General features: G+C 71.6%; 16 protein-coding genes and 1 pseudogene. 13 read left to right on the top strand and 4 right to left on the bottom strand.

Features of this window, described 5'->3' with window-relative positions; genetic code table 11:
- Positions 1-2: 2 nt before the first annotated feature.
- Positions 3-2,378 (bottom strand): annotated as a pseudogene (locus ENC19_RS18795) (M28 family peptidase).
- Between the two features lie 160 nt (positions 2,379-2,538).
- On the opposite strand from ENC19_RS18795, the gene ENC19_RS18790 reads away from it, so the two are divergent.
- The 7 genes from ENC19_RS18790 (at position 2,539) to ENC19_RS18760 (ending at position 11,460) form a co-directional block, all read left to right on the top strand.
- Positions 2,539-3,789, top strand: a complete 1,251-nt coding sequence (locus ENC19_RS18790; RefSeq protein WP_216592847.1) for a PP2C family protein-serine/threonine phosphatase — start codon at positions 2,539-2,541, stop codon at positions 3,787-3,789.
- A complete protein-coding gene (locus tag ENC19_RS18785; protein WP_281602945.1) occupies positions 3,786-5,594 on the top strand; it encodes a sensor histidine kinase in 1,809 nt (602 codons plus the stop codon). Before ENC19_RS18790 ends, ENC19_RS18785 begins: the two co-directional genes overlap by 4 nt.
- Positions 5,591-6,043: a response regulator gene (locus ENC19_RS18780; RefSeq protein WP_164448451.1), complete on the top strand. Its 453-nt coding sequence runs from the start codon at positions 5,591-5,593 to the stop codon at positions 6,041-6,043. Before ENC19_RS18785 ends, ENC19_RS18780 begins: the two co-directional genes overlap by 4 nt.
- A complete protein-coding gene (locus tag ENC19_RS18775) occupies positions 6,036-6,845 on the top strand; it encodes an inositol monophosphatase family protein (RefSeq protein WP_164448450.1) in 810 nt (269 codons plus the stop codon). Before ENC19_RS18780 ends, ENC19_RS18775 begins: the two co-directional genes overlap by 8 nt.
- 290 nt (positions 6,846-7,135) lie before the next feature.
- Positions 7,136-8,140: a coiled-coil domain-containing protein gene (locus tag ENC19_RS18770; protein ID WP_164448660.1), complete on the top strand. Its 1,005-nt coding sequence runs from the start codon at positions 7,136-7,138 to the stop codon at positions 8,138-8,140.
- Positions 8,141-8,176: 36 nt separating this feature from the next.
- Positions 8,177-9,730: a fused MFS/spermidine synthase gene (locus tag ENC19_RS18765; protein WP_164448449.1), complete on the top strand. Its 1,554-nt coding sequence runs from the start codon at positions 8,177-8,179 to the stop codon at positions 9,728-9,730.
- Positions 9,731-9,801: 71 nt separating this feature from the next.
- Positions 9,802-11,460 carry a serine/threonine-protein kinase gene (locus ENC19_RS18760; protein WP_164448448.1) on the top strand — a complete coding sequence of 553 codons (1,659 nt, stop codon included), beginning with the start codon at positions 9,802-9,804 and terminating at the stop codon, positions 11,458-11,460.
- Positions 11,461-11,469: 9 nt separating this feature from the next.
- Here ENC19_RS18760 and ENC19_RS18755 read toward each other — a convergent pair whose 3' ends face one another.
- Both ENC19_RS18755 and ENC19_RS18750 read right to left on the bottom strand, forming a co-directional pair.
- Positions 11,470-12,141, bottom strand: a complete 672-nt coding sequence (locus ENC19_RS18755) for a potassium channel family protein (RefSeq protein WP_166458794.1) — start codon at positions 12,139-12,141, stop codon at positions 11,470-11,472.
- Positions 12,131-13,465 (bottom strand): TrkH family potassium uptake protein, encoded by a 1,335-nt coding sequence (locus tag ENC19_RS18750; RefSeq protein ID WP_164448446.1) that lies wholly within the window; start codon positions 13,463-13,465, stop codon positions 12,131-12,133. The genes ENC19_RS18755 and ENC19_RS18750 overlap by 11 nt, the downstream gene beginning before the upstream one ends.
- 193 nt (positions 13,466-13,658) lie before the next feature.
- On the opposite strand from ENC19_RS18750, the gene ENC19_RS18745 reads away from it, so the two are divergent.
- On the top strand, positions 13,659-14,780 hold the full coding sequence (locus ENC19_RS18745) for a glycerophosphodiester phosphodiesterase (protein ID WP_164448445.1): 1,122 nt from the start codon (positions 13,659-13,661) through the stop codon (positions 14,778-14,780).
- 400 nt (positions 14,781-15,180) lie between these two features.
- Here the strand turns inward: ENC19_RS18745 and ENC19_RS29570 are convergent, their stop codons facing one another.
- The gene (locus ENC19_RS29570) at positions 15,181-15,780 is read right to left on the bottom strand and encodes an LPXTG cell wall anchor domain-containing protein (protein ID WP_208020951.1); all 600 of its coding nucleotides are present in this window, start codon (positions 15,778-15,780) and stop codon (positions 15,181-15,183) included.
- A 417-nt stretch (positions 15,781-16,197) separates the two neighbouring features.
- Between ENC19_RS29570 and ENC19_RS18735 the strand changes: the two genes are divergently transcribed.
- Genes ENC19_RS18735 through ENC19_RS18715 form a run of 5 tightly spaced genes read left to right on the top strand, consistent with a single transcriptional unit; the run spans position 16,198 to position 20,953 of the window.
- Complete coding sequence (locus tag ENC19_RS18735; protein WP_164448444.1) at positions 16,198-17,403, top strand: substrate-binding domain-containing protein; 1,206 nt, start codon at positions 16,198-16,200, stop codon at positions 17,401-17,403.
- Between the two features lie 7 nt (positions 17,404-17,410).
- Positions 17,411-18,154 (top strand): ABC transporter ATP-binding protein, encoded by a 744-nt coding sequence (locus ENC19_RS18730; protein ID WP_164448441.1) that lies wholly within the window; start codon positions 17,411-17,413, stop codon positions 18,152-18,154.
- Positions 18,151-18,936, top strand: coding sequence for an ABC transporter ATP-binding protein (locus ENC19_RS18725; RefSeq protein WP_164448440.1), 786 nt, complete (start codon positions 18,151-18,153; stop codon positions 18,934-18,936). The genes ENC19_RS18730 and ENC19_RS18725 overlap by 4 nt, the downstream gene beginning before the upstream one ends.
- Positions 18,936-19,826, top strand: coding sequence for a branched-chain amino acid ABC transporter permease (locus ENC19_RS18720; protein ID WP_164448439.1), 891 nt, complete (start codon positions 18,936-18,938; stop codon positions 19,824-19,826). Before ENC19_RS18725 ends, ENC19_RS18720 begins: the two co-directional genes overlap by 1 nt.
- Positions 19,823-20,953: a branched-chain amino acid ABC transporter permease gene (locus ENC19_RS18715; protein ID WP_164448438.1), complete on the top strand. Its 1,131-nt coding sequence runs from the start codon at positions 19,823-19,825 to the stop codon at positions 20,951-20,953. Before ENC19_RS18720 ends, ENC19_RS18715 begins: the two co-directional genes overlap by 4 nt.
- Positions 20,954-21,054: the final 101 nt, after the last annotated feature.

Below are 21,054 nucleotides of genomic sequence, written 5' to 3'. Positions count from 1 at the left end.
CCCTACAGCGGGTAGGTGCGGGCTACGGCGAGCATCTCGGAGCTGTGCGAGCCGGCGACGCCGACGTCCGGTGGGCGGGGGCGGAAGCCGGGCAGCGTGTCGAGGCCGTCACTGGCGTCCATCGCGCGCAGCGCGATCCGGTCCGCCTTTGGCGTGACGGTCAGCGTGACCTCGATCCCCTCGGGCTGCGGGGCGTGGAAGACCACCCCGAAGCCCCAGCGCCCCTCACGGGTTTCCACCGGCACCGTCCGGCCTGCGACGACGGCGCGCCGGACCTCAGCGGTGGACGTGTCGACGTGCAGGGTGGTCAGGCGTACCTGGCGCTGCGGGGTGAGCCGCAGGGTAAGTGTGCGTTCGCCGTTCGCGGTGGTGTCGGCCAGCACGTCCAGCCGGGGCGCGGGCAGGTCGGCGGGCTGTGCGGGGCCGCCGAGGAGTTCGTCGCCGCCGATGCCGGGGAACTCGTCGGCGACCTGGACCGGGCCGTCCACGTACTCGTCGGTCCAGGGTTGCGGCTCGGTCTCGTGACTGAGCCAGCGGGCCTGGCCGGTGCCGGCGTCCAGCGCGTACATCAGGTGGGTGGGCACGGGGTGCGCGGCGTCGAACCGGTCGACGGCGAGGCCGACCCCGGCGAGGACCACGGTGGCCAGCGTGGCGGCCCCGGCCGGCAGGGCACCGAGTCGGCGGGCCCGCAGCGCCTCATGCCCCGCTGGCCGCCGGCCTGCGGGTGCAGCAGATCGATCACGGGCAGCGCGGCGAGACCGAGCAGCACCGCGAAGAGCGCCGCGACGCCGCCCATCGCCATGCCGAGCGCCGGAAAGAGCAGCACCACGGTGGGGAGCAGCAGGATCACCGCGACCGCCGCGGCGACGGTCACCGCGATCACCGGTACCGGACCGTCGATGCGGCTGGCCAGCGCCACCAGCCCGCCGATCGCCCCGGCCAGGGCGGGCAGGGTCGCCAGGTACGCCCCACCGGGGGCCAGGAACGCCAGCAGCACGCCGAACAGCGCCAGCCAGCCGAGCCCGCCGACGGCCAGCGCGGCCGGGCCGACCCGGCGTCGGCTCAGCGCGTACCAGGCGAACACGACGGCGGCGGCCAGCGACAGCACGGCCAGCCGGTACCAGGTCGGCCGGTACGGGTCGAGCAGTTCGGCGTAGCCCGGCCGGAGGGCGGCGATCACCGCCCAGAGGAGCTGGGCACCACCGGCGCCACCACGATCGGCACCAGGGCCAGCCCGAAGCCGGCGGCCAACCGACCGCCGGTGACCCGGTTCCGGCGTCGGGCCAGCCAGCCGAGCGCGACCACGCCGGCCAGTGCCAGCAGCGCCAACGGCAGCACCAGCCAGCCGGGGTAGCGGGCGAGGCCGCCGGGCACGGGGAAGTAGGTGGCGTCGTGGCCGGCGCGCAGGTCGGCGAGGTCGATCCGGCCGAACTCCCGGGCGAGGCCGAGGGTGTTGTCGCCGTGGTGCTGGAGGCTGGCCCGGTCCATCGCCGCCGGGGTGTCCAGCGGCGTGTGGTAAATCGCACCCCCGTCGAGGTACGCCGAGTTCAGCCCGCGGAACCCCTCGTCGAGGAAGGCGGTGAAGTCGGTGTCGTTGGGCAGCGCGCGGTACACCTCCACCGCGAACGAGGTGCCCACCGGGTGCGGTGCCGCCTCGCCGAAGACCTCGACCAGGCGGGCGTTCTCCGGTGACGTCTCGAACATGATCACCGGGCCGGTGCGGCCCCGTGCCTCCAGGTTGAGCACCACCCCCTTGCCGGCGGCCAGCGGATGCTCGGAGGCGAACGCCGAGGCTCCGCAGAGGCACGCCTCCTCGGCGTCGGTGAGGACGAGGACGATGTCGTTGCGGGGCGCCGGGCCGTCGGTCAGCGCGCGGGCCACCTCCAGGATGGTCGCGACCCCAGCGGCGTCGTCGTTGCCGCCCGGCCCGGTCTGCACCGCGTCGTAGTGCGCGACCAGGAACACCGTGCCGGTGGGGTCGGTGCCGGGCAGCCGCGCCACCACGTTGCGGACCCGGGCCAGGGGTGGCGCCGCCCGCCGCGCCGCTGAGCTGCCCGGCCTCCTCGGCGACCGTGTCCTGCACCTGCGTCTGCAACCCGAGGCCACGCAGTACGCCTTCCAGGTGGGCGCGCACCTCGTCGTTGGCCGGGCTGCCCGCGACGTGCGGCCGCCCGGCGACCTGCGTCACGTGCGGGTACGCGCGCCGCGCTGAACTCGCCGGTCGGCGTGTCGACCGGGCGAGGTGCCGGAGGACGCAGGTCGAGCAGGGCGCTCGCGCCGACGGCGACGAGCGCGACGAGTGCCGCGAGCGCGGCGAGACGACGTCGACGTGGCCGGGTGAGGGCGCGGTCGGTGACGGGGCTGGGGGGTGCGCCCACGGGTGGCTCCTCGCGAGGGGGTGGTCCTGGAGTGGACCATCATCCTCCATGCCACCTGGGGGCGCTCCGTCATGTTGTGTGCGAACGTTGTCTAATACAGGATCAGCAGGGCGCTCGGAAGGAGCCCGACATCACCAGCGATCATCCGCCAGTCACGGCGGTGACCCGGCCGACCCGGGGGTCCGGGATGACCGGTCCCTCCGTCGTGTCGTGGCCGTACCCGCAGGGCGGGCTGGGTGGCAACCCGAACCTGCCCCCCGGGGAGCGGCTGCGGGTGCTGCTGGTCGAGGACGACGAGGGGGACGCGTTCCTGGTCGGCGAGCTGCTGGCCGAGACGAACTCCGGCATCGACCTGCTGGTGGCGACCAGCCTGAGCGAGGCCCGTCGGCGGATCGCGGGGGTCGACTGCGTCCTGCTGGACCTGGGTCTGCCCGACGCGCAGGGGTTGGACGGGCTGCGGCAGGTGCTGGAGATGTCCGGCAGCGCGGCCGTGTGTGTGCTCACCGGTCGCACCGACGAGCACCTGGGCATCGTGGCGGTTGCCGAGGGAGCCCAGGACTACCTGGTCAAGGGCCAGGTCGACGGGGTGTTGCTGACCCGGGCACTGCGCTACGCGGTGGAGCGCAAGCGGGCCGACGAGAACGCCCGACGGCTGCGTGAGGTGGAGCTGCGCCAGGCCGAGTCGGCCCGGTTGGAGCGCGGCCTGCTGCCCCAGCCGCTGATGTCGACCGACCAGATCGCGGTACACACGTTCTACCGACCCGGAAGGCACGCCGCCCTGATCGGCGGTGACTTCTACGACGTGGTGCAGACCCGTCCGGACCGGGTCGATCTGATCATTGGTGACGTCTGCGGTCACGGCGTGGACGAGGCGGCGCTCGGCGTCGAACTGCGGGTGGCCTGGCGGGCGTTGATCCTCGCCGGGGTGCCGGACGACGAGGTGCTTCCCGCGCTGGAACAGGTGCTGGTGAGTGAGCGCCGGCTGCAGGAGATCTTCGCGACCGTGGCGACGGCCCGGCTCGACCTCGACGCCGGCCGGGCGACGGTGCGGCTGGCCGGCCATCCGCCACCGGTGCTGCTCGCCGAGGGCCGGGTGACTCCGGTGCCGGCACCGGGTGGTCTGCTGCTCGGCGTGCGGCCGCGTCGGCCGGTCGCCTTCGACCTGAAGTTCGACACCGAGGACTGGTCTCTGCTGATGTACACCGATGGTCTGATCGAGGGCCGGGTCGGCGCGGGCGACGAACGCCTCGACGTGCCCGGCCTGACCCGCCTGCTGGCCGAGCCGGCCAGCCAGGCGGTCCCGCTGTCCGACCTGCCGGCCTGGCTGGTCGGTCGGGCGGAACAGCTCAACGACGGTCCGTTCGCCGACGACGTGGCGATGCTGCTCGTCACGCGGGGTGGTGGCCGGTGACCACCACGGGTGCCGGCTGGAGTCTGCGCGGCCGGCTGGCCGTGCTGGTCGTGGTCGTCGGGTTGCTGTTGATCGGGGTGGCCGGCGCGGAGGCGGTGGTCGCCACCCGTAACCGGGCGCACATCGACGCGGTGCTCAACCAGACCGGTCCGCTGCGGGCCCAGTCCCAGGAGTTGCTCGCGGTCCTGGTCGACCAGGAGACCGCGATCCGGGGGTACGCGTTGACCGGCGAGCGGGAGGACCTCGTTCCGTTCGACACCGGCCGGCAGCGCGAGCAGGAACTGGCCACCTCGATGGACCGGCTGCTGGCCGGCTACCCGGAGCTGCGCGACGAGTTCGGCACGGTGCGGCAGCGGGCGGAGCAGTGGCGCCAGGCGATCGCCCTGCCGGTCATCGCCGCCATCGAGACCGGTGGCGCCACCGCCGGCCAGCAACTGCTCACCGATCGGTCGCGGCAGCAGTTCGACCAGATCCGGGTCGCCGTCGACGTGCTGCAGAACGGCATCCTGGAGGTCCGCGACGAGGCTGCCGCCGACGTACGCAGTACCAGCAACCTGCTGGTACTGCTGCTGGTCATCGCGGCACTCGTGGTGCTTGTCGCCGGCGTGGTGCTGCTCACCTCGCTGGAGCGGATGGTGATCCGGCCGCTGACCAGCCTGGCCGGGCAGGTCCGGGAGGTCGCGGTCGGTGACTACGGCCACGGCATCACGGGCACCGGTCCGCCGGAGTTCCAGCGTCTCGGCGCGGACGTGGACGCCATGCGGCAGAAGATCGCCGCGGACCTGGCCGAGGTGCGGGAGGCACGGGAGCGGATCGAGTGGGTCAACACCCAGTTGCAGAAGCAGGCCGAGGAGCTGACCCGGTCCAACCGTGACCTGGAACAGTTCGCCTACGTCGCCTCGCACGACCTGCAGGAGCCGCTGCGCAAGGTGGCGAGCTTCTGCCAGCTGCTCCAACGGCGCTACGCCGGGCGGCTCGACGAGCGGGCCGACCAGTACATCGCCTTCGCGGTGGACGGCGCGCAGCGGATGCAGCGGCTGATCAACGACCTGCTGGCGTTCTCCCGGATCGGCCGGCTCACCACCGGCTTCACCGATGTCGACCTGAACCACCTGATGGCGGAGGTGGCGGCACAGACCGAGCCGGCCCGGCAGTACGCCGACGCCGAGCTGACCTGGGGCGAGCTGCCGGTGATCCGCGGTGAGGAACCCCTGCTGACCAACCTGCTGGTCAACCTGGTGAGCAACTCGGTGAAGTTCCGTCGGGCGGACGTTGCGCCGAAGGTGCACGTCTCGGCCCGGTTGATCGGCGAGGATTGGGAGATCACCTGCCAGGACAACGGCATCGGGATCGAGCCGGAGTTCGCCGACAAGATCTTCGTCATCTTCCAGCGGCTGCACGCCAAGGACGCGTACCCGGGCACCGGGATCGGGTTGGCGATCGTCAAGAAGATCGTGGAGTACCACGGTGGTCGGGTCTGGGTGGACACCGACGTGCCCGAGGGGACGGCGATCCGTTTCACCCTGCCCGCGCTGCCCGCCGACGTCGAGGCCGCCACGAGCACCACCGGGGCGGACGGGGCCGGCGCGGACGTGGACACGGCGGACGGCTCCGACCCGGCGGACGGATCGGAGCCGGCGGAGGCCGGGACGGACGCGGCGCCGGGCCGGGCCGATGACGCGGTCCGGGCAGGTGACGGTACCGTCGGCGCCGAGGCCGGCGGCGGATCGCAACGCCCCTCGGCCGTCGCCGGTTCGTCACAGACCGGCGGTGGGACAGGTGGCATGAAGGAGGCGGTGGGATGACCGCGCCGGCGGACGGCAACAGCCCGATCGAGGTGCTTCTGGTCGAGGACGACCCGGGCGACGTGTTGATGACCCAGGAGGCGTTCGAGGAGCACAAGCTGCGCAATCGGCTCAACGTCGTCTCCGACGGTGCCGAGGCGCTCGCCTACCTGCGCCGCGAGGGCCAGTACGCGGACGCGGAACTGCCGGATCTGATCCTGCTCGACCTGAACCTGCCCCGACGGGACGGCCGGGAGGTGCTGGAGGAGATCAAGAGGGACGAGCAGCTCCGCCGGATCCCGGTGGTGGTGTTGACCACCTCCCAGGCCGACGAGGACATCCTGCGCAGCTACCAGCTGCACGCGAACGCGTACGTGACAAAGCCGGTCGACTTCGAGCAGTTCATCTCGGTGGTCCGGCAGATCGACGAGTTCTTCGTCAGCGTGGTGAAGCTGCCGCCGCGTGGCTGACACCCTGCTCGACGACGTCGCCGGGCTGTTGCGGGAGACCGCCGACCGCGTCGTGCTGCCCCTGTTCCGCCATCTCGACGTCGCCGACGTGAGCGAGAAGGCCCCCGGCGAGCTGGTCACGGTCGCCGACCGTCGGGCCGAGGAAATGATCAGCGCCGGGTTGCTCCGGTTGCGCCCCGGTTCGGCGGTGGTGGGCGAGGAGGCGGTGGCCGACGACCCCGACCTGCTGCGTCACCTACGGGCCTCGGGGGACGTGTGGCTCGTCGACCCGGTCGACGGCACCGCGAACTTCGCGGCGGGCCGCCGCCCGTTCGCGTTGATGGTCTCCCTGCTCACCGACGGTGAGCCAGCGGCCGCGTGGGTGTTCGACCCGCTCGCCGACGCGCTGGCGACCGCCCGCACCGGCGAGGGCACGTACCTGGACGGCCAGCCGTTGCACCTGCCCGACGGGGCGCCACCAGTGGGTGAACTGCGCGGTGCCGCGATGACGAAGTTCCTGCCGGGGCCGTCCCGGCGCACGGTGGAGGCTGGTGGTGCGCGCCTCGGCGAGCTGCTGCCGGGGCAGCACTGCGCCGGCCGCGAGTATCTCGACGTGCTCACCGGCCAGCAGCAGTTCGTGCTGTTCTGGCGGACCCTGCCCTGGGACCACGGCCCGGGTACCTTGCTGGTGCGGGCCGCGGGCGGCGTGGCCCGCCGCCTAGACGGCACCGACTACCACCCCGCCGACACCGAACACGGCCTGCTGGTAGCCGTCAACGCCGAGGTCTGGACCGAAGTCCACAGCGCCCTCCTCCCGACCTGACTCCCTTCGCCGCGTTGATCATGAGGTTGACGGCAGCCTCAGAGATCAAAGTTGCCGTTCACCTCATGATCAACGCGCGGATGGGTGCGGAGGGTGAGGGGGTGGGTACGCAGGGGTGAGGGTTTGTGGGGGTGGGGGGTTGGTGGGGTGGGTGACGGGGCTGGTTCCGGTATCCTGACCGGCGGCCTTCCGCCAGCAGGCCGCCGACCGGCGCCGGCGGGGGTCGCCGCCGCGCAGTGCTGACCATGGGGGCCGGCGGCCGACGAAAGGATGCTTTCGTGCGCAGGTCCATGCCCGTCCGGCGGCACGCCCACCGGCCGCTGATCGCCCTGCTCGCCGCCGTGGCGCTGCTGCTCGGCGTGGGTGCGGTGCCGGCGTACGCCGAGCCCAACGAGGGCGGCAGCAAGAAGCTGCGGGACGCCCTGGAGGCCACCGCGAAAGCGCACATCGACGCCAAGCGCAAGCTGGACGGTTCCAAGAAGCGGCAGAAGCAGATGGCCAAGGAGCTGTCCGCGATGGAGGACCGGCTGGACGAGCTGACCGCCATGGTCGGTGAGGTGGCCGCGCAGTCCTACCGGGTCGGCCGGCTCAGCCCGGCAGCCGTACTGCTGGACAGCGCGACGCCGGAGGCGTTCGTGCAGCGGGCCGCCAACCTCGACATGATGGCCCAGCGGGACGGTCGTCGGATCCGGGAGCTGACCGAGGCCCGGGAGCAGGCCCGGCAGGCCAAGTTGGCGATCAATGCCGAGGTGCGCGAGCAGACCAAGCAGTTGGCCGTGATGGCGAAGAAGAAGAAGGAGGCCGAGGCGGCCCTGGCGGCGGTCAGCTCGGGTAGCGGTGGCGGGTTCAGCGGTGGCAGTTCCACCTCGGCGAAGCCGGCGCCGCGCAACTCCGACGGCTCCTGGCCCGGCGAGTCGTGCTCGGTGAACGACCCGACCACCTCGGGCTGCATCACGCCCCGCACGCTGCACGCGCTGAAGCAGACCCAGGCCGCCGGATACAAGCGGCACGTCTCCTGCTACCGCAGCGGCGGCTCCGGCGAGCACCCCAAGGGTCGGGCCTGCGACTTCTCCGCCGCCACGAACGGCTTCGAGGACCGCACGGCGACCGGTGGCGACAAGTCGTACGGTGACAGCCTGGCCGCCTGGCACGTCCGCAACGCCGACCGGCTCGGCGTGCTCTACGTGATCTGGTACCGCCAGATCTGGCATCCGGGCACCGGCTGGCGGGCGTACAGCGGTAGCGGCAGCCCGGCCGCCGACCACACGAACCACGTTCATCTCTCGATGTACTGACCCGCCGGCCCGGGGCTGCTGCGTACCATCGCCACGATGAACTCTCCAACGCCTGACGTGGCGGCCCCGTCCGCGCCCTCCTTGGCGCCGGTGCCCCGGGCCCTGCCCAACAGGCTCGCCGCGTTCCTGGTCTTCTACTCCAGCGGTGCCGTCCTGGTGCTGGAGACCGCCGCGTTGCGCCTGGTCGGGCCGTACGTGGGGGTCACTCTCCAGGTGACCAGCTCGGTCATCGGCATCGCGCTGGCGGCGATCGCGTACGGGGCGTGGGCGGGCGGCTGGCTGGCCGACCGGCGCAACCCGCGTACGCTGCTGGCCCCGGCACTGGTGCTCTCCGGCATCGCCACCGCGATCACCCTGCCGGCGGTGCGGTACGCCGGTGAGGTGCTGCGCGGCGGTGCGGCCAGCGCCGTGCTGCTGCTGGTCGCGGTCGCCGTCTTCGCACCCGCGATGCTGCTCTCAGCGGTCAGCCCACTGGTGATCAAGCTTCAGCTCGCCGACCTGCGCCGCACCGGTCAGGTCGTCGGCCGGCTCTCCGGCATCGGCACGCTCGGTGCCGTCACGGCCACGCTGGTCACCGGCTTCGTGCTGGTGGCCGCCCTGCCCAGCACGGTGATCCTGTTCGGGCTGGCCGCGTCCCTCGGCATCACCGGCATCGCGCTCGGGGTGTACCTGCACCGACAGGACCGCGCCGTCCTGCCCGGACCGGCCCGGGTAAAGGCCGCCCTGGCGGTGCTCGGCCTGGCCGGGGCCGGGCTGACCATGGTCGCCCCGAATCCCTGCGACGTCGAGACGGCGTACCACTGCGCCCGCGTCCAGGCCGACCCGGGCCGGTCCAGCGGGCGGACGCTGCTGCTCAACTCGGCCCAGCACTCGTACGTGGACCTCGCCGATCCGACCCACCTGGAGTACGCGTACACCCGCTGGATCGGGGCGGTGGCCGACGTGCTCGCCCCGTCGGGCCAGCGGCTCGACGCGCTGCACCTGGGCGGCGGCGGGTTCACCGTGCCGCGGTACCTGACCGCCACCCGGCCCGGCACCGACAACCTGGTGTTCGAGATCGACGGTGGGCTCGTCGAGCTGGGGGAGCAGCGGCTCGGCGTACGCCAGGGACCAGACCTGCGGGCGGTGGTGGGCGACGCCCGGATGCTGGTGGCCGACGAGGCGACCGACAGCCGCGACTTCGTGGTGGGCGACGCCTTCGGACACCTGGTGGTGCCCTGGCACCTGGCCACCCGGGAGATGGCCGCCGAGATCCGCCGGGTGACCCGCCCGGGTGGCGTCTACGTGCAGAACGTCATCGACTACCCGCCGCTGCGGTTCATCCGCAGCGAGGTGGCGACCGTCGCCGCCGAGTTCGCGCACGTCGCCCTGATCGCGCCGCCCGAGGCGCTGGCCGGTGAGCGGGGTGCCAACTTCCTGATCGTCGCCTCCGACACACCGCTGCCGCTGGCCGCGGTCCGGGCCCGCCTCGACGGCGCCAACGAGCCGGCGAGCCTGCTCAGCGGCGGTGACCTGACGGACTTCGTCGGGGACGCGCTGGTGCTCACCGACGACTACGCTCCGGTGGACCAACTGCTCGCCACCGCCTGATCGGGTGACATCCGTGACCGAATCAGACCAGAAAGGTGTAGGCGGCCTCACGTCGGGCAACAACGCCGACCATGGGTGATGCGGTGAGCAGGGGAGCGCAACTGCTCGGTGAGCGGTACCGGCTCATCGAGCAGCTCGGCGCGGGCGGCATGTCGGTGGTCTGGCGCGGCTACGACGAGGTGCTCGGTCGGCAGGTGGCGGTCAAGGTGCTCGCGTCCCGGCTGGCCAGCGACCGGGCGTTCCGGCACCGCATCCGGATCGAGGCCCAGGCCGCCGCCCGGCTCTGCCACCCCAACATCACCAACGTGTACGACTACGGCGAGTCGGTACAGGTCGGGTTGACCGTGCCGTACGTGGTGATGGAGTTGATCGACGGCGGCCCGCTCACCGCACGGTTGGCCCGCGACGGACGCCTGCCGTGGCGGGAGGCGGTGACGGTGGCGGCCGAGGTCGCCTCCGCACTGGCCACCGCGCACGCCCGAGGCGTGGTGCACCGCGACGTCACCCCCGGCAACGTGATGCTCACCGCCACCGGTGTGAAGGTGGTCGACTTCGGCATCTCCGCACTCGTCGGTGAGAGCGAGAAGGGGCCCGACGGCACTCTGCTCGGCACCCCGGCGTACCTCGCTCCGGAACGGCTCGACAACGGCCAGGTCAGCCCGGCCACCGACGTGTACGCGCTCGGGCTGCTGCTGTACCGGATGCTCACCGGTCGGCTGCCCTGGCAGGCCGACACCACCACCCAGATGCTGCGCGCCCACATGTACCGCGAGCCGGAGCCGATGCCCGACGTGCCAAACCTGCCCGCCAGCGTCGCCGCCCTCGTCCACCGTTGCCTGGCGAAGCGACCGGCGGACCGGCCGGCCACCGCCGAGCTGGCCCGGGTGCTCGCCGAGGCGGCCGGCAAGGTGCCGACGGTGCCGGTGGGTGCCGGCGCTGCCGACCCGTCGTCGCTGGCCGACGCCGGTACCACGATCCTGCCCTGGTCCGCGGCGACCGACGCGCTGCCGCTGGCCGGCCCGCGCACCCGGCGTCGGCTGAGCCGGCGGCGCCGGATCGAGGCGGTGACGGCCGCCGCGGGGCTGATGGCCGTCACGGCGGCGGTCTGGGGCGTCACGTCGCACAGCCCCGCCAGCGGCGGCATGGATCAACCGACGCAGGCGCGCATCGGCGGCGAACAGGAGGTCCCCTGCCAGGTCACGTACGCGCTGCGCAAGGATTCCGGCAAGGACTTCACCGCGGAGCTGAGCCTGACCAACACGGGAGACCGTGAGCTGCGCGACTGGACCATGAGCTTCGCGTTCCCCGGCGAGCAGCAGGTGACCACCGCGACCCCGGCGCCGGTCCGGCAGCAGGGCCGGTCGGTGGCGGTGCAAGCGGTCCCGCAACGGCCCGCCCTGGCACCGGGTGCCACCGAGAAGCTGAACCTGACCGGGCGGTACACCGGGACGAATCCGCTGCCGGTGGAGTTCCGGGTCGGCACGGCAATCTGCGGGGTCCAGGTCTCCGGAGTGGCGGGCACCGCGCCCACCACCAAGCCGGCACCCACCCGGTCGGCTCCGGCCAAGACGGTGAAGGCGTCAGCCGGCAAGGCCGGCTCCGGCGACACCAAACCCGAGGCGAAGAAGAAGCCCAAGGCCGAGAAGGCCAAGCCGGACGACGGCAAGGCAAAGGGCAAGGGCGGGGGTAAGCCGCAGCCGGGTAAGCCCGGCAAGGGCCCCGGCCGGTGAGCTGACCGGTCAGGACAGCGTGGCGAAACGCTGGATCTGTTCGATGGTCCCCTCGACGATGAGAATCGTGTCATCGGCGAGCTGCATCTCATCCGACACGTACCGGTACCGCTGCTCGCCGGACCGCTTGATGCCGACCACCCGTACGCCGTAGCGTTTCAGTAGTTGGATCTCGCTGGTCGGGCGACCCGCGAGCGACCGCGGAACGCGGACCCGCGCCACCGCGAAGGCCTCGTCGAACTCCACGAAGTCGAGCGTCCGGCTGATGATCAGATGAGCGAGCCGCTCGCCGGTCTCCGCCTCGGGGAAGAGCACGCGGTGCGCCCCGACCGATGAGAGGATCTTCGCGTGCTGCCCCGAGGTCGCCCGGGCCCAGATCTGCGGTATGCCCAGCTCCACCAGGGCGAGCACGGTGAGCACGCTGGCCTCGACGGAGGCGCCGATGGCCACCACCACCCGTTGCACGTCGCTCAGGCCGAGTTGGCGTAGGACCTCCTCGTCGGTGGCGTCGGCCTGCGTCACCTGATCGATCATCGACGACCATTTCTGCACCTGCTGGGCGTCCCGGTCGATGGCCAGCACCTCGCGGCCGAGGGCGGCGAGCGACTCGGCCAGATGGCTGCCGAATCGGCCGAGGCCGATCACGGCGATGCCGCCCGTGTCCGTACTTCTATCCGACAATTGGTTGCTCCTCTGGGTAGCGGTAGAGCCGGCGTCGGGTGTTCAGCGCGATCGCCGAGCCGAAGGTGAGCGGCCCGACCCGGCCGACGTACATGAGCACGGTCAGCAGCAACTGGCCGCCGTCGGACAGGGACGACAGGACGCCCACCGAGAGTCCGGTGGTGCTGAACGCCGACGTGACCTCGAACAGTGCGGCGTAGAACGGGAGCTTGTCGGTCATCGCGATCAGCGCGGCGGTTCCGGCGGCCACGATCGCGACACTGAGCAGCGCGACGGTGAGGGCCTGCCGCTGGCTGGCGGTGGCGATCCGGCGGTGGCCGACCGTGACGTCCGGCTCGCCGCGGACCTCCGCCCAGATGACGAAGGCGAGCAGGAAGAAGGTGGAGACCTTGATTCCACCGGCCGTGCTGGCGCTGCCGCCGCCGATGAACATCAGCCCGGTCAGCAGGGTGTAGCTCTCCTCCCGCAGCACCTCGGTCGGCACCACCTCGAAACCACCCGTGCGGGCCAGGGCGATCTGCGCGAACGCGGCGACCACCTTGCCGGGTACGTCGTACTGGCCGACGGTCCACGGATTGGCCCACTCGGCGGCCAGGAACGCGACCGCACCGAAGGCGACAAGCGCCGCGCTGCCCCAGATGGTCAGCTTGGTGGCGACCGCCCAGCGGGCCGGCTGCCGCCACTCCCGGACGGCCTCGAACATGGCCGGGAACCCGAGACCGCCGATGATCGCGCCGAGGGCCAGCGGCAGGCTCACCCACGGGTCGCGGGAGAAGGCCAGCAGACCGTCGCGGTAGAGCGAGAATCCGCAGTTGTTGAACGCCTGGATGGAGTGGAACCCGGCGGACCAGAGGGCATCCCAGAACGGTTGGTCGTAGGCCAGCCAGAGCCGCCCGGTGACGATGACGGTCATCGCCAGCTCGCAGGCGAATACCGTGGCGGCGATGCGCAGCAGCAGCCGGCGCACGTCGCCGAGCCCGTACTCCGCGGTCTCGGCCTGCAACAGCAGCCGGTTGTGCAGGCCCAGCCGCCGGGACACGGTGAGGATCACCAGGGCGGCACCGGTCAGGATGCCGAGCCCGCCCAGCTGGGTGAGCACGGTGATCAGCACCAGCCCGGAGCCGGACCAGTAGTTCGGGGTGTCGGTGATGGTCAGGCCGGTGACCGAGATGGCCGACGTGGCGGTGAACAGCGCGGTCATGAAGGGTGCGTGCTGGTACTCGATGGTCATCGGGCGCAGCATCAGCAGGCCGGTGCCGATCAGGATCGCCACCAGGAAGACCAGCGGCACGAGCCGCACCGGGTGACGAAAAAACCGACGCACCAGACAATCTTCTGATTCCGCCCGACGTTCCGGGCCGGAACCGGCATCCCGACCCCGTGTCGCCGGCCTCGCCTTGCTCTGCTTCAAGGGACGCAACGGCGGAGGATTCACCGGATGGTCAGGCGCGGACCAACTGCCGGTCAGCCCGGGCAGGTCTGCTGAGGCGGTCCCCCGACAAGTCAAGGAGACCGCGTTGCGACGTACCCTTTCCGCCCTCGGTGTGTCGGTGGCCCTGCTCGCCGCCGCCGTGGCCACGCCCATGGTCGCCACGGCGAAGCCGGCCGCCGGCCCGGACCCGGCCCGCGTCGGTGACCAGCCCATCGTCATCGGTCACCGGGGCGCCAGCGGCTACCGCCCGGAGCACACCCTGGAGGCGTACCGACTGGCGATCCGGATGGGTGCCGACTACATCGAACCGGATCTCGTCGCGACGGCCGACGGTGTGCTTGTCGCGCGGCACGAGAACGAGATCGGCGGCACCACCGACGTGGCGGCGCGGCCGGAGTTCGCCGACCGCCGGACCACGAAGACCATCGACGGAGCGTCGGTGACCGGCTGGTTCACCGAGGACTTCACCCTCGCCGAACTGCGGACGTTGCGGGCCAAGGAGCGGCTGCCCCAGGTACGGGTGACGAACACCGCGTTCGACGGGCAGTTCCAGGTGCCCACCTTCCAGGAGGTGATCGACCTGGCCCGGGTCGAGAGCAGGGCGCGCGGGCGGGTGATCGGTGTCTACCCGGAGACCAAGCACCCGACGTACTTCGCCTCGATCGGCCTGCCGCTGGAAGAGCCGCTCGTCGAGGTGTTGCGCCGGAACAAGATGACCAAGCGGAACGCTCCGGTGATCATCCAATCCTTCGAGACGGCCAACCTGCGGCGGCTGGACCGCATGATCGACGTCAAGCTGGCCCAGCTGCTCAACGCCGCCGGCCAGCCCTACGACTTCACCCTGGCCGGGGACACCCGCACGTACCGTGACCTGGCGACCCCCGCCGGCCTGCGCTGGATCTCCCGCTACGCGGACGGCGTCGGCGTGCACAAGGACCTGATCGTGCCGCGGAACTCCGCCGGTGGCCTGCTCGCCCCGACCACCCTGGTCAGGGACGCACACCGGGAGAAGCTGATCGTGCACGCCTGGACCTTCCGGGCGGAGAACCAGTTCCTCCCGGCCGACTTCCGGATCGGCACCGACCCGAACGCCCGGGGCGACATCCAGTCCGAGTACGAGCTGTTCTACCGCCTCGGCCTCGACGGCGTGTTCACCGATCACCCCGACACGGCGGTGGCCGCGCGGGTGGGGCTGCCCCGCCCCTGACCCCGACCGTCACGCCAGTGGCCCGCCGTCCGCGAGGACGGCGGGCCACTCCCCACCCCGCTGCGCCCGCCCGGCTCCATTCCGCCTTGGTCTAGCCTGCAACTTCGGGGATACTGCTGCCTCCGCCGCTAACGACTCAGCAGTATCGGGGAAGTTGCTGCCTCCGCGCCCACCACGGTCGCGGCTTGGACCGAATCGCGCGGCTGTTGTCCGGCCAGTAGGCGCGCGGCGCGCGGTGCGCCCGAGACGCCGACGACGGCGGGGACCTGCCGCCGGACCTGACGTCTGATGAGCGGCTCGTGGTCTGAATTCATCTCGGCTGCTCAGGCGCGGGACGGGCGGCCCGGGGCGTCCTCGGGTTGCCGGCCGCGGTGACCGCCCACCCCGCCACAGATCTGCGTCAGCCGTTCAGGTCGCGTCGACGACGTAGCGTCAGGAAACTCGCGCCGAGCACGATCGCGCCAAGACCCAGGGCAGTGACCAGCAGGAGGCCGTCACTTCCGGAGGTGCCGGTGATCGGCAGCTTCGAGCCGGTCGGCGTCGCTGTCGGGCTGCCGGTGGGAGTGGGGGTCGGGGTGGGGCTACCGGTCGGGGTCGGTGTGGGGGTGGGAGTAGGAGTGGGGCTCGCGCTGGCGGCGCAGGTGTGGGTGAGGACGAACTGTAGACCGGGCTCGGGTTCCCCGGTTACCACTGCCGTAGCAGTGACCAGGGTCCAGCCTGCGGGCAGGATCACCCACGCCTTGCTGGTGCCGATCCGGACGATGGCGCTGTCCTCTGCGTCGGGGATGGTTACGTCGACCATGCCGTCGTCGGGCACGCTGAAGGTCGCGGTGACGGACACGAAGTCCCGCTGCACGGACGGCAGGTTGAACACCCAGACGTCCCGGTTCGGGTAGGGCCCGCCGCCGAGGTTCGGGTCGCACTCCTGCTCGAAGTCGGCCGCCGTGGTCGGGACGTTGCCCGGGTTGATGTCGATGGTGGTGTCCTCGACGGGCTGCACCGCCGCCGACCGTACGGGTTGGGCGTGGGCTGGGCCCGAAGCCATTGCCAACGCGATGCCGACCGCCACAACAACCGAGGCCCCTCGAAACAGTTTCACTATCTTCCCCGTGGTGGTGAAAAGTATGTCTTGCTGGACGAGGGCCAGCCTAGGGATAAATCATCCTGTTTGTCCGGTAAATACCTCTCGCACCAGGCTGCCGAGTCGTGGGCCTCACCAACACACCCGTGGGTGCGGCTGTACGTGACATGGCCGAACCGTCGTACGCATGACCGCCTCGCTCTGCCCGGGGTGATGCCAGCGCCATTGCTGACCAGTTACTTGTGTGTTTCGACCACATGGCCCGTGGGTGACGTCACTTCTAGCGTGAGCCGACACATAAGGTTTCCTCCCTCTGAGTCCTCACGTGGAGTCGCAATGACGGTCCGGACGACACGGCGGGTGTTCCTCTCCGCCGCCACGATGATGGCCGCGGCGATCGCCGCCACGGCCTGTGGCAGCCCCCAGGACACCGCCAACGGTGGCGGCGACAGCGCCGCGCCGGTGAAGGTTGGTCTGGTCTACTCCCAGTCGGGAGCGCTGGCCAGTTACGGAAAGCAGTACATCGAGGGGTTCAGGGCCGGCCTGGACTTCGCCACCAACGGCACCAACAAGGTCGGTGACCGGGCGATCGAGATCACCGAGGTCGACGACGCGGGCGACCCGGCGAAGGCGGTGTCCGCGGCCAAGGATCTGATCGGCAAGGGCAACAAGATCATCGCTGGTTCGACGGCCTCGGGCGTGGCGCTCCAGGTGGCCCCGATCGCCGCGCAGAACAAGGTGCTGTTCATCTCCGGTCCGGCCGCCACCGACGCGGTGACCGGCGCGAACAAGTACACGTTCCGCTCCGGCCGCCAGTCGTACCAGGACGTGGTGACCGCGAAGTCGTTCATCGGCGACCCGGCCGGCAAGAAGGTCGTGGTGTTCGCCCAGGACGGCGCCTTCGGCGACGCCAACGAGGCCGCGGTCAAGGCCGTCATCGGCGGAGCCGGCGCGAGCGTCAGCGCCGTCCGGGCGCCGGCCAGCGCGACCGAGTTCACCCCGTTCGCCAGCCAGATCAAGTCCGCCAAGCCGGACCTGCTCTTCGTCGCCTGGGCCGGCACCACCGCCCCGGCCATGTGGCAGACGCTGGACCAGCAGGGCGTGCTGACCTCCACCACGGTCGTCACCGGCCTCGACATCCGTGCCTCGTGGCCCACCTTCGGTGCCGCCGGCAGCAAGATCTCCTTCCTGTCGCACTACTTCGACGGCGCCAGCGACACCGAGGCGGCCAAGGCCGCCAAGGCGAAGATCCCCGGCGGCACGCTCGACCTGTTCCACCCGGACGGCTTCGCCGCCGCCCAGATGGTGGTCCGCGCCGTGGCCGAGGGTGGCGACGACGTCGACAAGATGGTCACCGCGCTTGAGGGCTGGAGCTTCGAGAGCGTGAAGGGCAGCATGACCATCCGCGCCGAGGACCACGCGCTGCTCCAGCCGATGTACCAGGCGAGCCTGACCGGCAGCGGCGACACCTTCACCGCGACCGCTCAGAAGGCGCTCACCGCCGACGAGACCGCGCCGCCTGTTCAGGCGATGAAGGGCTGAGGCGCAGATGCTCACCACCCGCGGTCTGACCTGGCGGATCGGTGAGGTGTCCATCGTCGACTCCGTCTACCTGGACCTGGCACCCGGGGAGTTCCTCGGTGTGATCGGTCCGAACGGCGCCGGCAAGACCTCACTGTTCAACCTGATCACCGGCCTGCGCCGGGCCACCGAAGGCCGGGTGACCCTGGACGGCAGGGACGTCTCCGACCTGCCGCCGTACCGGCGGGCCCGACTGGGCCTGGGCCGTACCTTCCAGGCCTCCTCGGTGTTCGGCTCGCTGAGCGTGCGGGAGAACGTCCGGCTCGCCGTGCAGGCACACCGCGGGGGTTCGCTCAAGTTGTGGCGGCGGGCGGCGGCCGACCGGGAGGTCGCCGCCGCCGCCGACGCGGCGCTCGACCGGGTCGGCCTGGCCCACCGGGGTACGGCGTTGGCCGGCACCCTCGCCCACGGCGAAAAGCGGAAGCTGGAGATCGCCCTGCTGCTGGCCGGTGAGCCACGGGTGATGCTGCTCGACGAGCCGATGGCCGGGGTCAGCGCCGAGGACGTGCCGGAACTGGTCCAGGTGATCCGCTCGTTGACCGGGGACAGCGGCCGGGCGGTGCTGATGGTGGAGCACCACATGGACGTGATCCTCGAACTGGCCGACCGGATCGCCGTGATGCACCACGGCGCGCTGCTGGCCTGCGACACACCGGAGACGGTGATGGCCAACCCGACAGTTCAAGAGGCCTACCTCGGGGAGTCGCTGTGAGCGAGCCCGTACTGACCGTGGAGAACCTGTCGGTCCGGATCGCCGGGCTGCACATCCTCCAGGGAGTGTCGTTCACGGTCGCGCCGACCGGGGTCACCGTGCTGCTCGGCCGCAACGGGGTCGGCAAGACCACCACGCTGCGCGCCGTCGTGGGGCTGACCCCACGGAACGGGGAGGTGCGCGGCACGGTCCGGACGGGCGCGCAGAGCCTGCTGTCCCAGCGGACCCATCGCCTGGTCCGCGGCGGGCTCGGCTACGTGCCGGAGGACCGCTGCGTCTTCGCCGGGCTCACCGTCGCGGAGAACCTGCGGCTCGCCGAGCGGCGCGGCACCCGCCCGGCGTACGACCGGGTGTTCGCCCTCTTCCCCGAGCTGGACCGGCGTTCCCGGCAGCGGGCCGGCTCGCTCTCCGGCGGGCAGCAGCAGATGCTCGCCATCGGCCGGGTGCTGCTCAACGACAACCGGCTGCTGCTCGTCGACGAGCCGACCAAGGGGTTGGCGCCGAAGGTGGTGACCGAGGTGGCCGAGGTGCTGGAACGGGTCGCGGAGTCCGTGCCGGTGCTGCTGGTCGAGCAGAACCTGGCCGTGGTCCGGCGGTTGGCCCGCGACGCGGTGGTGCTCGCCGCCGGGCGGGTCGCCTGGACCGGCGACGCCCAGGAGTTGTTGTTGGAGACCGCGCTGACCCGGTCCCTGCTCGGCGTCGGCTCGGCAGAGGGCCACCAGCACGCCGCGGTGGCGACCGCCGATCACCCGGCCGCGGCGGCCCCGGAGGACGGTAGCTGATGGACGCGATCATTCTGTTGACGCTCACCGGTCTCGGCCTGGCCGCCCTCTACTTCCTGGTCGCCTCCGGACTGTCGCTGGTCTTCGGCCTGGCCGACGTGCTCAATTTCGCCCACGGGCTCTTCCTCGGCGTCGGCGCGTACGCCACCTGGTGGGCGGCGGGGAACCTGCCCGGTGCGGGCCCGGACGGGCTCGGGTTCGTGGTCGCGGTCGCCTTCGGGGTGGCCGCCGGCACGCTGGTGGCGGTGCTTGTCGAGCTGGTGCTGATCCGGCCGCTCTACTCGCGCACCATCGAGCAGGTGCTGGTCACCGTCGGCCTCTCGCTGGCCGGTGTGGCGCTGTTGCAGGCCACCTGGGGTGCGGACGCCCGACCGTTCCCGCGCCCGGCCTGGACCCGCGAGGTGACCTCGATCTTCGGCGCGCAGGTGCCCAACGGCGGACTGCTGCTCATCGTCGCCGCGGCGCTGGTGCTCGGCGCGATCCTCGCCTTCCTCCGCTGGACCCGCTACGGCCTGATCATTCGGGCCGGGGTGGAGAACCGGGAGATGGTGACCGCGCTGGGCATCGACGTACGCAAGGCGTTCACCCTGGTCTTCGCCATCGGCGGGGCAGCGGCGGCGCTGGCCGGGGCGCTGGGCAGCGTCTACTTCGGCACCGTCTCGCCGCAGCAGGGCGGCTCGTTGCTGATCTTCGCGTTCATCGTGGTGGTCATCGGCGGCATGGGCTCGGTGGTCGGGTCCGCGTACGCGGCGGTCGCGGTCGGGCTGCTGCAACAGTTCGTCAACTACTACGGCACCTCCGGGCTGGGTGACATCTGCGTGGTGGCGCTGCTGGCCGTGGTGCTGCTGCTGCGCCCGCAGGGCATCGCCGGGAAGGCGGTTACGGCATGACCGAGGTCAAGAGTCCCGAGGTTCCCGCGCCGCCGGCGGCGGTGCCCGACGAGTTGACCGAGCAACCGGGCCGTTGGAGTCGGCTCCGGCCGTTTCTGCCGCTGGTCGCGCTGGCGGTGGCGCTGATCCTGCCGTACTCGACGCTGCACCTGCCCGGCATCTTCGAGGGCGCGCTGAACTCGCCGGGAACCCTGCAACTGCTCGCCGTGTGTCTGGTCTTCGGCGGGCTGGCGGCCGGGTACGACCTGCTGTTCGGGCGTACCGGAATGCTCTCCTTCGGCCACGCCCTCTACTTCGCCGCCGGTGTCTACGGCACCGACATCCTGATCACCCGGGTCGGGTTGCCGCTGTGGCAGGCCGCGCCGCTGGCCATCGTCGGCGGGACCATCCTCGCCGGCCTGCTCGGTGCGGTGGCGCTGCGTACGGTCGGTATCGCCTTCGCCATGGTGACGCTGGCCTTCGCGCAGGTCGGCGCGATCCTGGTGGCCCGGGACTTCGGTGGGCTCACCGGCGGTGAGGAGGGGCTGCCGTTGGACGTCAGCGGGCTGCCGGACGGGCTGGTCGGGGTCACCAACACGGTCAACCTGTACTGGTTGGCGTTGGCCTATCTCGTGGTGGTGGTCCTCGTGGTGCACCGGGTCAGTGGCTCGCCGACCGGGCGGGTGCTGGCCGGGCTGCGCGACGACGAGCGTCGCATCGGCGTGCTCGGGCTGGACCCGTACCGGTTCAAGCTGGTCGCCTTCACCCTGGCCGGTGGTCTCGCGGCGGCGGGCGGGGTGGTCTACTGCCTGATCGTCGGCGGTGCCTCGCCGCACATCACCAGCAGCGAACTGACCCTGTCGCTGCTGGTGATGGTGGTCCTCGGCGGGCCGGGTACCCGGTGGGGCCCGGTGCTGGGCGGCATCCTCTACATGTACCTCGACCACCGACTGGTGTCGTTCGGCACCTCCGACGCGGTGAACGCGCTGCCGGCGTTCCTCAGCCGGCCGCTGTCCCAGCCGCTGTTCGTGCTCGGCACGGTCTTCATCCTGGCCGTCTACTTCTTCCCCGGCGGCCTGGCCAGCCTCGCTCCTCGGCTGGCTCTGCTCCGCGACTCCCTGCGTCCCGGCACCCGACGCCAGGGTTGATCACGAGGTCGGCGGGGCGGCACAACGGCGTGTCGCCCCGCTAACCTCGTGATCGGTGGCCCGGACCAGCACTGTGGTCCGGGCCGGCCTGGCGTCCGGGC

This window comes from Verrucosispora sioxanthis, assembly GCF_010560025.1.
In the GTDB taxonomy this organism is placed as follows: Bacteria; Actinomycetota; Actinomycetes; order Mycobacteriales; family Micromonosporaceae; genus Micromonospora; species Micromonospora palythoicola.
The sequence above is the reverse complement of the archived record's forward strand: the minus strand, read 5'-3'. Positions and strand labels throughout refer to the sequence as shown.

Bases quoted from the DNA above. Each gene is read 5' to 3' on its own strand.
- ENC19_RS18765 (WP_164448449.1), top strand. From the start codon at position 8,177: ATGAACTCTCCAACGCCTGACGTGGCGGCCCCGTCCGCGCCCTCCTTG.
- ENC19_RS18760 (WP_164448448.1), top strand. From the start codon at position 9,802: ATGGGTGATGCGGTGAGCAGGGGAGCGCAACTGCTCGGTGAGCGGTAC.
- ENC19_RS18735 (WP_164448444.1), top strand. From the start codon at position 16,198: ATGACGGTCCGGACGACACGGCGGGTGTTCCTCTCCGCCGCCACGATG.
- ENC19_RS18780 (WP_164448451.1), top strand. From the start codon at position 5,591: ATGACCGCGCCGGCGGACGGCAACAGCCCGATCGAGGTGCTTCTGGTC.
- ENC19_RS18715 (WP_164448438.1), top strand. From the start codon at position 19,823: ATGACCGAGGTCAAGAGTCCCGAGGTTCCCGCGCCGCCGGCGGCGGTG.
- ENC19_RS18770 (WP_164448660.1), top strand. From the start codon at position 7,136: ATGCCCGTCCGGCGGCACGCCCACCGGCCGCTGATCGCCCTGCTCGCC.
- ENC19_RS18720 (WP_164448439.1), top strand. From the start codon at position 18,936: ATGGACGCGATCATTCTGTTGACGCTCACCGGTCTCGGCCTGGCCGCC.
- ENC19_RS18730 (WP_164448441.1), top strand. From the start codon at position 17,411: ATGCTCACCACCCGCGGTCTGACCTGGCGGATCGGTGAGGTGTCCATC.